We start from the raw sequence: 12816 nt of genomic DNA, 5'->3' as shown, positions 1-12816 counted from the left end.
CGGCGGATCCGAACCCTCTCGGAGGTGTCAAACGGGTCGTGTTCCGGTCCAACGCCCGTTGGTTCACACCGGTGACCACGGAGCCATCACCCGGTCGATCTCGCCGTTGTCGGCGTCTCGCGTCGTCGAATGCAGTTTTCACCGTTTGGGAACGAAAGTCGGGTTTTTGTTCGGTCCGAAGAAATGGTCAGCTATGCCACAGCTACAGACAGTAATCGACGGTGGGCTAGTGCCGGCGCATCTCACGACCGGACTCCTCGCCGGGGATATCCTCATCGGTGTCGGTGTCGCGCTGGTGCTGTTTGGCCTGTATTACTGGTTAGTGCTCAAACCAGCACGCCGGAACAGTTCGGGACAGTCACCGGGACTCAACGATACCAGCGACTAGAGGTACGCTGCGTCCCACCGAAGCGGCCGCCGGACGTTGCCGCAGTTATCACATTCGATGCGTCCCATCGAGTCCATCGCGTTGGCAAGTGTCTTGCAGTTGCTACAGAAGTAGCCGTATTTGTCGTCGTCCTCCTCGTCGGTAAAGACCACGTGGAAGGGAGCGATCGAACCACGTTCGTGGGCGTCGTGGTCCACGTAGACAGTCCCGTTACTCTCGTCGTCGATCGGTTCACGGCCCTGCTGTTCGGCCTCGGAGTAAATGTTCTCGACGTACGTTCGGCCGTCGATCTCGACCTGCTCGGTGCCGACGTGTGCGAACCCACGCTCCGTGTAGAACGTATTGCCCTCGACGTTGTCCTCGAGGACACGGCCGCGGAGGTGGGCGGCGCCACGGTCTTCTAAGTGGGTCCGGGTGGCATCGAACAACGTCGAAGCGAGTCCTTCGCCACGGTGTGCTGGGTCAACGTGAATCCACAGGAGCGTGCCGGTGTCCTCAGCCGAGAGGACGCTCTCGGAAAAGCTCACGACCTGTTCGTCTCGTTCGACGACAAGCAGGAGACGGCCCTCGTCAGCCAACGTCTCGGCGAGCCGCTGTTCGTCATACCACTCCTCGATGGCGCTGTTGATCGCCTGTGGCCCTAGCGAATAGGACGCCTGGAGCGAGCGCCGTGCGACATCCCTGATTGCCGGCCCGTCCGCGGGTTCCGCTGTTCGGATATCCATATGTCAGCCGTCGGCACGAATTGACATAAACGTACAGCCCACCAGCCGGGGGTCTGTGACGAGTGTCCGTACACTAGTACGTCAACAAATTCATTATACAATCCAATTTACGTCCGGAAAAGTCTTATATATCTGCACAGAAATGGACTAATCAGCGATGGAGGTGAACAGATAGCGACACAGTTTCCGCCGATCCGTTACCGAGCCAGAGGTTGTTCTGTACCGCCTGTCCGTCCGACTCGTCGAGCTGGGTACCACTGCTCGCTCAACCATCGTGCGTTTCGGTACCCAGGCTGTTCTGTCCCGTTACCACTGTATTGACCGGCAGCACCCTCTGTCGCCGGAAGCCAAGAGTCTGTCGTAACGCTAAAGAGTCGAACGTGCCTTTCTAGTTATAAGATGAATACGAGAATCTGTCGGCGGAGGTGGTTTTGTGGGCGTCGAAATTAGGGAGTCACCAGTCTCGGACGAGGAGTTCGAAGCGATGCGGGTGTTCGTCCACGACTACCTGGCTGCCAGTGTCGAGAACGAGGACGAGGGCGGCCGGATGCGATGGTACCCCTGGCACTCGGCGGAGTACCGGTTCAATCACATCCTCAACGTCGTCGATCTGTCGACGAAAATCGCCCGTAAAGAGGGTGCAAACGTCGACGTGACACGCGTCGCTGCCCTGTTTCACGACATCGCGAAACTGGAAGCAGACCAAGACGTTCACGCCGAAGCGGGGGCACGTATCGCTCGTGAATACCTCCGTGCACACGGGGATTACCCCGAGTCTTTCGTCGAAGAGGTGTGTTCGGCCATCGCTGACCATTCGTATCAGGGTGATCTGGCCGATCTCCCGTTGGAGACCCAGTGTCTCATCGAGGCCGATGTCCTCGATAAGGTCGGTGCCAACGGAACGGCACTCATGCTGTTACGGATGGGCTACGAGTCCCGGACACACATGGACGCAGCCGAGATGGTCGACCGCGTGATCGAGCGAGGCTACGACGCACGCGAGCGTGTCGAAAGTGACACCGCCGAATCGATCGCGCACAAGCGACTCAAACGGACCCGCTGGTTCCAAGAGTGGCTCGAAATGGAGGTCTCGGAGATGGCCGCCGACGACCCCATCGACGACGTGGCGACCGGAATGGGCGACTCATAACGCTTCGAACAGGAACAGAATCCCGGACGACGCGAGCACGAGCGCGCTGGCCCACGCGACGATCGGAGCGAGCCGTTCGACGCGTCGCCGAGCGGCGACGATCGCCGCCGGGAACCCCGTTATCCAGACGACGATCCCGCCGAAAAACCCCGCGAGCAACACCGGATGACCCGTCTGGACCACCAACAGTCCAACCAGGTCCGCTCCGACGACCGGGAGATACGAGAGGACATCGACGCTCCCCGTCTCTAGCAATCCGATGCCGACGGTGAGCCAGAACGCGACCTGGTAGGGGTTGGTCAACGCCAGGACCAGCGCCTTCCGGAACCCCTGGCTCTCCTCGTCGACGTCGCTCTCGGCGGTCGAGAGTGCGTTCGCCTCCCGGACAGCACCGTAGGCGAACCAGAGCATCAGGAGCCCGCCGCCGGCGATCATCACACGACGGAGTCCCGGCGTGTTCGTCACGACGGTTGCAGCACCCAGCACGGCCAGGACGAAGAAACACGCGTCGGCCGTCATCGCACCGAGACCGGCGGTGAACCCGGCACGCCATCCACGGACCGCGCTCTCTTCGGCGATCACGGCGTTCATCGGTCCGGGCGGGGCCGCCAGCGCGAGACCGAAGAGGACACCACCGATAGCTGTCGGAACGAGCGTGACGAGAGAGAGTGCCGGGACGGTCCAGAGATGCATCTATAGTCCGGAAAATCGAGAGAAAATCGGTCGCAGATTACAGCTTGCCGGCCTTCTGCAGCTTCATCAGGTCCTCGGTGTCGAGGGTTTCGCCTTCCTTGAACTTCTGGTAGATCTCCTCGGCCTCCTCCTTGGCGGCCTCCTGCTTTTCCTCGCGGGCGGAGCGCTCCTGCTTTTCCTCTTTCTTGTCCAGTTCGCGCAGGCGCTTCTGGACGCGGACGAAGTCCTCGTGGTGTTGGTCGGCCGCTTCCTGGGCTTCGACGAACTCCTCGTGTTTCTCGTCGGCCTCGTCACGGATCTCGTCGGCCTCGCGGTAGGCCTCGATCATCTCGTTGTGGTGTTTCTGGGCCTCGTCGGCCAGTTCCGTGACCTTCTGGTGGTGCTTCGACGCTTCCGAGCGGACCTCTTCGGCCTCTTCCTTGAGCTCTTCGAGATCGTCGGTCTGATCGAGTTTCTCCGTTTTCTCCTGGAGCTTCTCGCGTTTCTCCTCGATCTTCTCGATCAGCTCTTTCTCGTCCTCGGAGGAGAGCACCTCGGTCTGTTGCTTGAATTCGAGATCTTCGATCTCGTCTTTGAGCTCGTCGACCGACTTGCCCTCGTCGAGTTCCAGATCGTTCTTGAGACTGTCGACCTTGTCGAACAGCTCGTTGGCCTTCGCGTTGAGCTCGTTGCGCTTGTCCTTGTGCTCTTGGACCTGCTCGTTGAGCTCGTCGCGGTTCTCGCGGTGCTCCTGAGCCTCGTCGACCTTCTCGCGCGTCTTCGCGTTCAGGTCGTCGCGGCTGGAGGCCCGCTCGGAGGCCATCTGGTTCAGCTCGTTGCGTCGGTCGCGGAGCTGGCCGGCGAGTTTGATGAGCTCGCCTTTCGATTTGTTTTCGAGATCCTCTTCAGTTACTGTGACGTTTTTCGATTCGTCTATCGAGTCTGCCATTGTTGAAACCTCTATGCCATCACCGCTTCCGGATAGCCAGTCGATCCGCTAGTGAGGGGCTGACGCCAATAACAAGGGTTCCCTCTCATGTTGGGCGGAAAGCGATACTGCCTGAACGCGGAAGCGTTCTGGTAACTGAACATACCAGGGGGAGTTGTTTAAATATTCCGGTGGAACCGATACCGTGGTTTCGCCTCACACACCCGAGAACGGCCGAGTGAACGATTGACACAGGTGCGGAACAATATATAAACCTCAGTAGATCCACTTTCACTTTCACTCCGGGGATGGCTCGCATTGACATCGGTGGCCACCCTACTCCGGGATATGCTGGACGAACTCGACGACCTCCGAACGCCGACCTGTGAGGACGAGACGTGTAGCCGACGGTTAGACGAACCGGCGCTTGTCTTCGAGACCGAGGGTGGCTGCCGGGCCGCCTACGAGTGCTCGTGTGGAGCGGTGACAGTGACCGTTCTCCGCTCCGAGTCCGCGCGCTGAAGTGCGTCGCCGCTCCAGCGAGCGTATGGAAGAAGTCGTCCACGCCCACGGGCACGACAACGTCAGCGGCGAGCACGCCAGTACCCTCGAAGTGACGAGCGACGACTTTCTCACACCCGCCGGGGACTGTATCCTGGGCGTCGAGGCCGACCGCGTCCCAGAAGCGTTCGACGACGAGTTCGTCGACGCCTGCCAGGACGCCGGAGCGACGATCACTGCGACGATCGAGGTCGACGGCCACGAGATCACCATTACGGGCACGGGCCACCCCGATCTCACCTTCGAGAGCGATCGGAGCCACGTCCTCCGGACCAGCGACTACGTCGACGACCGGACCGTGATGGTCGGCGCGGACGCCGCGGCCGGCGACGTCGACCGGGCTCTCGTGGACGCGCTCTCAGCCGGTGCCGATCTCACGCTGACGTTGCGTGTCGACTGAGCGGAACGGAGGATGCGGCGGAGATCGCCGAAGCCGGTGTTTTTGATCGTCGGGTCCAAGCGTCGGATATGGGAGATCCCGAACCGGAGCGCAACATCAGCGGCGGGGAAACGGGCGGCGGCGAGGAACACGCCTTCGACCCCGACACCGCCGGCACCCGTGCCGAGGCGGTCGTCGACGCGCTCGGTGGGCTGTACTGGCAGAAGAGCTACGGCGGTCGGGACGGCTTCGAGTGTCTCGTCCGGACGATCCTCAGTCAGAACACCAGCGACAAGGCGAGCCAGCCGGCCCACGACGCGCTCGCCGACCGGTACGACGAGGACGGCGACCTCGTGGCGGCGCTGGCTGACGCGGACCAGCAGGAGCTGGCCGAGACGATCTCGGCGGCCGGGCTGTACAACCAGAAGTCGGAACGGATCATCGCCATCGCCGAGCGGGTTCGCGAGGAGTACGGCGGCGAGGCGGGGTTCGACACGTTCGTGAAAGACGGCGAGCCACGCGAGGTCAGGGATCGACTGCTCGCGTTCAACGGGGTCGGGCCGAAGACGGCCGACTGCGTGTTGCTGTTCGCCGGCGGCCGCGGCGGCGTCTTCCCCGTCGACACCCACGTCCACCGGATCACCCGCCGGATGGGACTGGCACCGACCGACGCCGACCACGAGGAAGTCCGCGAGCACCTCGAAGCGGCCGTCCCAGCCGAGAAATGTGGCTTCGGCCACACCGCGATGATTCAGTTCGGTAGAGAGTACTGCAGCGCACGGAAACCCGCCTGTCTCGACGATCCCGACGCGTGTCCGCTGGCCGACCACTGCGATCAGGTCGGCGTCTATCCGGCCAGCGGCGAGGTCGTCGACCCGGCCGAGGCGAGCGACTGAGCGGGCGGTACAGCGGCGGTTACGACGTTCGGTGACCCCAGCGGCGACCGTCGCCGGCGTAGCGGGCCGAGACGATCCGGTTGAACTGGTCGTCCGAAAGCGAGATATCGACCGCGCCGACGTTCTCGTCGAGTTGGTCGACCGTGCGCGCGCCGACGATGGGGACGCAGGTGAAATCGGGCTGTTCGATGAGCCACCGGAGCGCGACCTGTGCCGGCGTGGCGTCGAGTTCGTCCGCGACCGCGCGGAGTTCCTCCAAGACGTGCCAGCCACGCTCGGAGAGGTAGTAGTCCTCGAAGGAGTCGTAGATGTCACCGCGCGCACCTTCGGGTCCCTCGAACTTCGTCGGGTCGTCGGGGTCGGCGCGTTCGTACTTCCCAGTGAGGAAGCCACCAGCGAGCGGCGAGTACGGACAGACCGCCATCTCCTGGTCGGCACAGACGTCGAGGTACTCTTTCACGTCGTCCCGGTAGCCGGCGTGGAACAGCGGCTGGGTGACTTCGAACCGTTCGAGGCCCTCGACGTCGGACTTCCAGAGGGCCTTGGTCAGTTGCCAGGCGGCCATCGTCGAAGCACCCAGGTAGTGGACTTTCCCCTCGCGGACGAGGTCGTTGAGCGTCCGCAGCGTCTCCTCGATGTCGCTGTCCTCGTCCCAGCGGTGGATGTAGTAGAGGTCCAGATAGTCAGTGCCGAGGCGGTCCAGGGTCCCTTCGACCTGTTCGCGGATGTGTTTCCGGCCCAGCCCGGAGTCGTTCGGTCCGGGTTCGCCCCAGCCGTCGAACGGGAAGTACACCTTCGAGGCGATGACGAAGTCCGATCGGTCGTACTCGTCGAGCCACTCCCCGATGTACTCCTCGCTACGGCCGTTGGGTGTGCCGTAGACGTTCGCCGTGTCGATGAAGTTGATCCCCCGCTCCCAGGCCGCGTCCAGCAGTTCGTGGGCCTGCTCGCGGTCTGTCTCGACGACACCGCCGGTCTCGCGTCCGAACCGCCAGGTACCGAAACAGAGGTTCGAGACTGTCGTCCCCGTCGAACCGAGTCGTGTGTACTCCATGCGCGGACCGACGCCCGGTCGACGCAAAACCGTTGTGCCCTCACCGGCGGGTCCGCCACCAGGCGACGGCGACGATCCCGGTGACCAACAGGAACGCCAGCAGTGAGAGGTTGGGGATCGTCAGTAGCCCGAACAGCCGATACTGGACGGTCGCACAGCTGACGACACCGACCGAACACGTCGTCTGTGTCACCTGGAGCCAGGAGTGATAGGCGGCGAGAGTCAGACCGAACACCGACAGCGGGAGGACGGTCCGAGCGACACCGGGTCGCTCCTCGATGGCTGCGACACCGACCACGACGACCAGCGGATACATGAGGATGCGCTGGTACCAGCAGAGCCGACAGGGCGTCAGGCCGAGTCCGAGCGAGAGAAAGAGGCTGCCGGCCGTGGCGACGGCGGCGACCACCGTCGCGGCACCCAACAGCGGCCGCGGGGAGCGGACGGATCTGGCGCGGGACATACCGGTGCTGTCGCCGGACGAGACAAAAGCGTTCCCGGTCTCGCGGCGCCACAGCGAAGGGACCGGACACCGATATCGGGGTATGCACATCACACAGGAAATCGTCCAGGAGGAGTACGAGTGGGTCCGCGAGCGCGCACCGGTGGTAGTCCCGCTGATCAACGAGACCCGCTCCCGGCTGGGAGATCAGTTCGAAGTCGACGTGTCACGGGTCTCGGTCGAGGCCTACGACGACTGTATCGAGGCGGTGTTCGCCGACGGGGACCGTGCGGTCAACGTCGCGACGCTGGTCCGACTCCTCCGGAGGCTCGACGTCGACGGCGACTATCCGGGGTTCGTGGTCGACGAACTGCTGGGCCGGGAACTGGCCGCGATGATCGCCGGCGAGCAACCGCTCAGACTGCTGTCCGAAGCGACATTCCACGTCGCGGATGTCCACGTCCACGGGGACGAGGCCGACGGGGCCGGCGTCGACGACCTCGACGCGGCCCTGGCGGCGGGCACACAGACCAGACTCCCCGGGTGGCCCTGGCGCGAGGGGGCGAGCCCGTTCGCCGTCGAGTGACCGTCCAACTTTTTTGTCGCCCCCCTTCGACCGCCCGATATGGATACGATCGGGTTCATCTGCGAGCGCACCCACCCGGTGTTCTGGCCGGTCGCCGAGCGCCTCGCAGCGCGGGGGTTCGACGTGGTGTTCTTCGATCCGGGGGAGCGGGTCACCCACGCCGAGATCGGCGATCTGGCGGCGCTGGTCAACGAGACGGTCAGACCCGAGTCGTTCGCCGCGCTCCACTACGCCGACCGGGTCGGCGTCCCGACGTGGAACGGCTTCGTCCCGACGACCGCACTCTCCTGTCGGCTCGTCGCGTTCAACGCCCTGGAGGCGGTGGGCTGTCGGATTCCCGAGATCACCTTCGAAAAGCCGGCGGGCGACTCCGTTGCGAGGGAACGGTACAGTTGGACCGGGCAGCCGACACTCGGTGGGTCGGGGGACTTCTATCAGGAGCGTGTCCGGATAGACCCGATCGACTACAAGTACTACGCCGTCGACGACGGCCGCGAGACCCACGTCCGCGTGCTGACCGCCCGGTCGAAGCTGACCGGACAGACGGACCTCGTCAGCGAGGGCGACGTCGATATCACGCTCGCGGCACAGGTCCGCGAACTGCTCGACCGGTTCGAGGCCCGTGCACTGGGCGTCGATTTCGTCCGCGGCGAGGACGGCTTCTACGCCGTCGACGCCGATCCTGCGCCGAGCTTCACCGGGACCGGGATGGAACGTCGGATCGCCGATTCGGTCGCCTCGCTGACGACGATCGGGGCCTGAGTAGGCCAGCGAGTTCCCGACGGCTCCCGCCGGTCGTGGTTGTCACCGGCGCTTCCGCGAGCAGGGTCTGTCAGTGTGGCTGGCCGGCGGGAAGCGTAGTGGGTTTATCCCCCCCGTGTCAGAGTAGGAGTATGAGCGGCGAGCAGGAACTCGGCATCACCGAGTCCAAGGAGCACGCGACCGGCGAGTGGTACGCCGAAGTTGTACAGAAGGCCGGCCTGGCGGACTACGCGCCGATGGGCGGGTTCATCGTCACACGACCCCGCGGGTACGCGATCTGGGAGCACATCCAGGACCACCTCGACGGCTGGTTCAAGGACACCGGCGTCGACAACGCCTACTTCCCCCTTCTCATCCCCGAGAGCTACCTGGAGAAGGAGAAAGACGTCGTCGAGGGGTTCGATCCCGAAGTGGCCTGGGTGACCCACGGCGGCCACGACGAACTCGAAGAACGGTTGGCCGTGCGCCCGACCAGCGAGTCCATCATCGCGCCCTTCATGGCCCAGTGGACGCGCTCGCACCGGGACCTCCCGATGCGGCTCAACCAGTGGTGTTCGGTCGTCCGGTGGGAGGCCACCGAGACGAAACCGTTCTTCCGCACGAAGGAGTTCCTCTGGCAGGAGGGCCACACCGCCCACGCCGAGGAGGACGGCGCCTGGGAGGAGACGATGACCCGGCTGGATCAGTACGCGCGCCTCTACGAGGACGTGATGGCGATGCCGCCGCTGAAGGGTCGCAAGCCCGAACACGACAAGTTCCCCGGCGCCCACACGACCACGACCATCGAGACGCTGATGCCCGACGGCAAGTCGGTCCAGGCCGCGACCTCACACTATCTGGGGACCTCCTTCGCGGAGGCGTTCGACATCACCTACGCCGACGAGGACGAGGAGGACAACGTCGCACACACGACCTCGTGGGGCATCTCCTGGCGCGCGATGGGCGCGCTCATCATGACCCACTCCGACGACCAGGGGCTCGTGCTCCCGCCCGCCGTCGCTCCCACGCAGGTCGTCGTCGTCCCCATCTGGCAGGAAGACACCAAAGACGACGTGATCGAGTACGCCGCCGACCTGGCCGCTGAACTGGAGGAAAGCGGCGTCCGCGTCGACCTCGACGACCGCGAACACCGCAATCCCGGCTTCAAGTACAACGAACACGAACTCAACGGCGTCCCGCTGCGAGTCGAGGTCGGCCCCCACGAGGTCGACGACGAGGAGGCGACGCTGGTCCACCGCCCCGACAGTGACCAAGAGACCGTCGACCGCGAGGGGATCGCCGAGACCACCCAGGACCATCTGGATACGGTCCACGCGAAACTGTACGCAAACGCCGAAGAGACGCTTGACGGCGAGATCCGCGAGGCCGAATCCCGCGAAGAGATCCTCGGGACCATCGGCCAGCACGGCGGCTACGTCAAGGCCGGCTGGTGTGGTGACGAGGCCTGTGAGGAGCCGATCAAGGACGCCATCGCCGCCGAGATCGTGATGGTCCCCCTCGACCGGGACGAGGAGCCGATCCACGACGAGTGTGCGATCTGTGGTGAACCGAGCGAAGAGACGGCGTACTTCGCGAAGTCCTACTGACCACACGTTTTCGAGACAGCGGGTCCCCGATCGCTTCCCTCACTCCCGCAGAACCACGGGGGGACACGGCGACGGGAGAGTCAAAGCCTTCGCTCTGGTGCCTGCGGCGCGCCGTGCCTTTTCGGCTCTGTTGAACCGCGCGAGAACTGAGAGAATCGGCCTGCGAGAGACAGAAGAGGGAGTAACAGAGCTGAGGGTGTCATCTACCACCGGTTTTCCGGGCTATTCCATATCGAATCCCTCGTACGAAAGCTCGGCAACGTAGACCTCCCGGTCGTAGCGAACGAGCCATACTCCCCGGTACTCGTTTTGCGTAATCGCGTCCTGTTGTCGGAACCGCTCCAACACCGCTGTAAACGCCTCGTCCCGATCGGTGTTCGCGTAGTAGCTGTCGTTGATAGCTTCCGTGACGACCGAACGCTCGGCGTCTGAGAGCCCGGAGAGCGTGAAGACGTATTCGGACCGGAGCTGCTGGGCGTACGCCCCGGTGTCATTGGCGACGACAGTTGCAGTGTACTCACGGGTCGGGAGGGTGATCGAATCAGTCTCCGTGACGACAATGGGATACGTTTCACCCTCATACCGAACCGCCTCGGTATCGGCAGCCAGCAGGGTGGATTGAGTCCGTTCGGTCGCAGTGTACGTTCCATCGAAATAGTAGTCGGGACCCGGCTTTGTCGCGACGGTCACCGGAGGCAACACCTGGCTGAGTACCGTTCGGTCACGGGCCGATAGATTCTCGTAACCGACAGTCGCGTTGTCTTGGGCAGTCCCGTTGTAGTCGATGCCGAGTCTGTAGAACGTCCCCGGCTGTCGGTCGATAACTGACGACGAAACGTTGTAGTATCGCCCCTCGCTCCTGAATGGTAACCCCGGGGCAACCAGCGGCTCCTGGCTTCGGGCTGTCGCTGAGCCGTTTTCGATCGCAGCACGAACCACCGCTCCGTTTTCCACTGGTTCGTCAGCCGTCTCGGGCACTGTGCGACTCGCTTCCTGGGCGATTCCGTCGTCGGTCGCCGCTTCCATATCGAGTGAGCCTGCGGCCGAACACCCCGCTAACAAGACGAGGACGACAAAACCGCCCACCACGAAGACGTTCCGTCGAACCATATCGAGCGGTATACGGGGACGAAAGAGAGTCTTTGGGCTGGCTCAAACAGCCCTTTGAGCGTCTCGAAGCGAGGGACAATCACGAATTGAGTGGCCATCTACCGGCCTGCAACTGCTCGCAACGGCCGGATCCTGAGGTCAATTGTTGATGCTTCCCCGGTGTTCAGTGCCCGTCTCGTCGGAATTCGGCGGGAAAAACGAGCCGATCGACGGGACTCACGACAGATGCCGCCACGCCCCTCACAGCGGCACAGCATGTCGCGAGGACACCTGACGATGAAAAAGGTGGTATGGAGTGAACACTCACCTAGTCGTATGACCGACTCAGTACCGGCCGATGCCGAGGCCGAAATCGCGCAGGCGGTACGGGCCGCGCTCGCCGAACACGGCTACGCACGGCTGACGACCGCGAAGATCGCCGCGGCGTATCCAAAGAGCGAGGCCGGACTGTACTATCACTTCGATTCGAAAGACGAGATGATCGCGGCGTTTCTGGAGTTCGCCGCGGGCCAGTTGGGCGAGGAACTGGCCGACATCGATACCGACGACCCGGAGACCCGACTTCGAGCGGCCTGTGAGTCCCTCTTTCGCTCACCGGGCGAGGAAGGCGCAGGCGTCCACGTCGCGGTGATGGAACTGCTCTCGCACGCGCCTCACAACGAGACGCTACGGGGGCCACTGCAGACACTGGAGTCGGCAACGCTGGAGACGCTGACGGAGATCGTCGCCGACGGTATCGAACAGGGAACGTTCCGCCCGGTCGACCCCGAAGCGACCGCGGCGTTCCTCCTGGCCGCGGCCGACGGATCGACGGGGTTCCACGTCGCATTGGGGATGGACGTCGGCGCGGACCTCCGGGCGGGATGGGAAGCCTACGTCGACGGTCTCGTGGCGAACACGTGAACCGAGACGGCGGAGAGCAGTACAGCTTCGTGATTCGGAAGGTGAGTGAGTGTTTACTCAACAGCACTATTACCCTGCGCACACAACCGGCGAAACGATGCTCGGAACGGCTATCCAATGACACTGATAGAGGACCTGACGCTCGGTACCCACGTCGTCGCCGGGTTCGTCGCGCTGGGCGGCGGGCTCGGCGCGTTCGTCACTGCCAAGGGCGGCCGTCGACACCGGCGGTTCGGGATGGCCTACGTCTACGCCATGGCAGTCGTCTCCGGAACGTCGTTGGCGCTGTACGCCCTCGATCCGACCTCGTTCCGACTGTTCCTCTCGTTGGTCGCGGTTTTCAGCTTCTACTTCGCGTTCTCGGCCGTCGTCCGCTGGCTCTGGCCGACGGTCCTCGGGACGCCACTACTGGTATATCTGGGCCGGAGGGACAGACGACGGTTCGGGCCAGCAGCGTCCCAGTAGCCCGGAAGAATGTGGGGTAGGGAGCGTGTGACCTTCTCCATGCCCCCAGGGAGGAATCCCCGCTGGTACCACATAAAGTGGCGTCAGACCAGGGTCATACAAACGGAAGACGGCGGACAGATTTCGGCGAAGTGATCAACTTAGCAACATTTGAGCGGGCCGGTCGAGCAACGCTATCCCAGCCGGACGAACGCCGTCTCCGAACTGTA

Annotated in this window: 16 protein-coding genes; 10 read left to right on the top strand and 6 right to left on the bottom strand. The window is 63.5% G+C overall.

The annotated features are described in order from the left end of the window. The first annotated feature begins 193 nt into the window (after positions 1 to 193). A complete protein-coding gene (locus VJ109_RS11080; protein WP_324756732.1) occupies positions 194 to 388 on the top strand; it encodes a hypothetical protein in 195 nt (64 codons plus the stop codon). Here the strand turns inward: VJ109_RS11080 and VJ109_RS11075 are convergent. Continuing rightward, positions 385 to 1113 (bottom strand): GNAT family N-acetyltransferase, encoded by a 729-nt coding sequence (locus tag VJ109_RS11075; RefSeq protein ID WP_324756730.1) that lies wholly within the window; start codon positions 1111 to 1113, stop codon positions 385 to 387. The genes VJ109_RS11080 and VJ109_RS11075 overlap by 4 nt on opposite strands. A 433-nt stretch (positions 1114 to 1546) precedes the next feature. Between VJ109_RS11075 and VJ109_RS11070 the strand changes: the two genes are divergently transcribed. After that, positions 1547 to 2263 (top strand): HD domain-containing protein, encoded by a 717-nt coding sequence (locus VJ109_RS11070; RefSeq protein ID WP_324756729.1) that lies wholly within the window; start codon positions 1547 to 1549, stop codon positions 2261 to 2263. Here VJ109_RS11070 and VJ109_RS11065 read toward each other — a convergent pair. Both VJ109_RS11065 and VJ109_RS11060 read right to left on the bottom strand, forming a co-directional pair. Beyond that, on the bottom strand, positions 2258 to 2956 hold the full coding sequence (locus VJ109_RS11065) for a LysE family translocator (RefSeq protein ID WP_324756728.1): 699 nt from the start codon (positions 2954 to 2956) through the stop codon (positions 2258 to 2260). The two genes, VJ109_RS11070 and VJ109_RS11065, sit on opposite strands and share 6 nt — an antisense overlap. A 37-nt stretch (positions 2957 to 2993) precedes the next feature. Next, a complete protein-coding gene (locus VJ109_RS11060; protein ID WP_276222757.1) occupies positions 2994 to 3884 on the bottom strand; it encodes a coiled-coil protein in 891 nt (296 codons plus the stop codon). Between the two features lie 327 nt (positions 3885 to 4211). On the opposite strand from VJ109_RS11060, the gene VJ109_RS11055 reads away from it, so the two are divergent. From VJ109_RS11055 to VJ109_RS11045, 3 genes are all read left to right on the top strand, one after another. Next, a complete protein-coding gene (locus VJ109_RS11055) occupies positions 4212 to 4385 on the top strand; it encodes a hypothetical protein (RefSeq protein ID WP_324756726.1) in 174 nt (57 codons plus the stop codon). A gap of 25 nt (positions 4386 to 4410) precedes the next feature. Then, the gene (locus tag VJ109_RS11050; RefSeq protein ID WP_324756725.1) at positions 4411 to 4824 is read left to right on the top strand and encodes a DUF371 domain-containing protein; all 414 of its coding nucleotides are present in this window, start codon (positions 4411 to 4413) and stop codon (positions 4822 to 4824) included. 68 nt (positions 4825 to 4892) lie between these two features. Next, positions 4893 to 5699: an endonuclease III domain-containing protein gene (locus tag VJ109_RS11045; protein WP_324756724.1), complete on the top strand. Its 807-nt coding sequence runs from the start codon at positions 4893 to 4895 to the stop codon at positions 5697 to 5699. A 19-nt stretch (positions 5700 to 5718) separates the two neighbouring features. On the opposite strand, the gene VJ109_RS11040 is transcribed toward VJ109_RS11045, so the two are convergent. Continuing rightward, positions 5719 to 6753 (bottom strand): aldo/keto reductase, encoded by a 1035-nt coding sequence (locus tag VJ109_RS11040; protein ID WP_324756723.1) that lies wholly within the window; start codon positions 6751 to 6753, stop codon positions 5719 to 5721. Positions 6754 to 6793: 40 nt separating this feature from the next. Next, positions 6794 to 7216: a disulfide bond formation protein B gene (locus tag VJ109_RS11035; protein WP_324756722.1), complete on the bottom strand. Its 423-nt coding sequence runs from the start codon at positions 7214 to 7216 to the stop codon at positions 6794 to 6796. Positions 7217 to 7298: 82 nt separating this feature from the next. On the opposite strand from VJ109_RS11035, the gene VJ109_RS11030 reads away from it, so the two are divergent. The 3 genes from VJ109_RS11030 to proS all read left to right on the top strand — a co-directional run bounded on the left by VJ109_RS11030 (position 7299) and on the right by proS (position 10129). After that, positions 7299 to 7781, top strand: a complete 483-nt coding sequence (locus VJ109_RS11030) for a DUF7984 family protein (protein WP_324756721.1) — start codon at positions 7299 to 7301, stop codon at positions 7779 to 7781. A 39-nt stretch (positions 7782 to 7820) separates the two neighbouring features. After that, positions 7821 to 8543, top strand: coding sequence for an ATP-grasp domain-containing protein (locus VJ109_RS11025; protein ID WP_324756719.1), 723 nt, complete (start codon positions 7821 to 7823; stop codon positions 8541 to 8543). 131 nt (positions 8544 to 8674) lie between these two features. After that, positions 8675 to 10129 carry a proline--tRNA ligase gene (gene proS / locus VJ109_RS11020; RefSeq protein WP_324756718.1) on the top strand — a complete coding sequence of 485 codons (1455 nt, stop codon included), beginning with the start codon at positions 8675 to 8677 and terminating at the stop codon, positions 10127 to 10129. Between the two features lie 222 nt (positions 10130 to 10351). Here the strand turns inward: proS and VJ109_RS11015 are convergent, their stop codons facing one another. Continuing rightward, complete coding sequence (locus tag VJ109_RS11015; protein WP_324756717.1) at positions 10352 to 11239, bottom strand: hypothetical protein; 888 nt, start codon at positions 11237 to 11239, stop codon at positions 10352 to 10354. 315 nt (positions 11240 to 11554) lie between these two features. Here VJ109_RS11015 and VJ109_RS11010 point away from each other — a divergent pair, with 315 nt between their 5' ends. Both VJ109_RS11010 and VJ109_RS11005 read left to right on the top strand, forming a co-directional pair. Beyond that, positions 11555 to 12142, top strand: a complete 588-nt coding sequence (locus tag VJ109_RS11010) for a TetR/AcrR family transcriptional regulator (RefSeq protein WP_324756716.1) — start codon at positions 11555 to 11557, stop codon at positions 12140 to 12142. Between the two features lie 117 nt (positions 12143 to 12259). Then, positions 12260 to 12607 (top strand): DUF2306 domain-containing protein, encoded by a 348-nt coding sequence (locus tag VJ109_RS11005; RefSeq protein WP_324756715.1) that lies wholly within the window; start codon positions 12260 to 12262, stop codon positions 12605 to 12607. Positions 12608 to 12816: the final 209 nt, after the last annotated feature.

The organism is Haloarcula montana (assembly GCF_035666295.1).
In the GTDB taxonomy this organism is placed as follows: domain Archaea; phylum Halobacteriota; class Halobacteria; order Halobacteriales; family Haloarculaceae; genus Haloarcula; species Haloarcula montana.
This window is presented reverse-complemented; position numbering and strand designations above follow the sequence as displayed.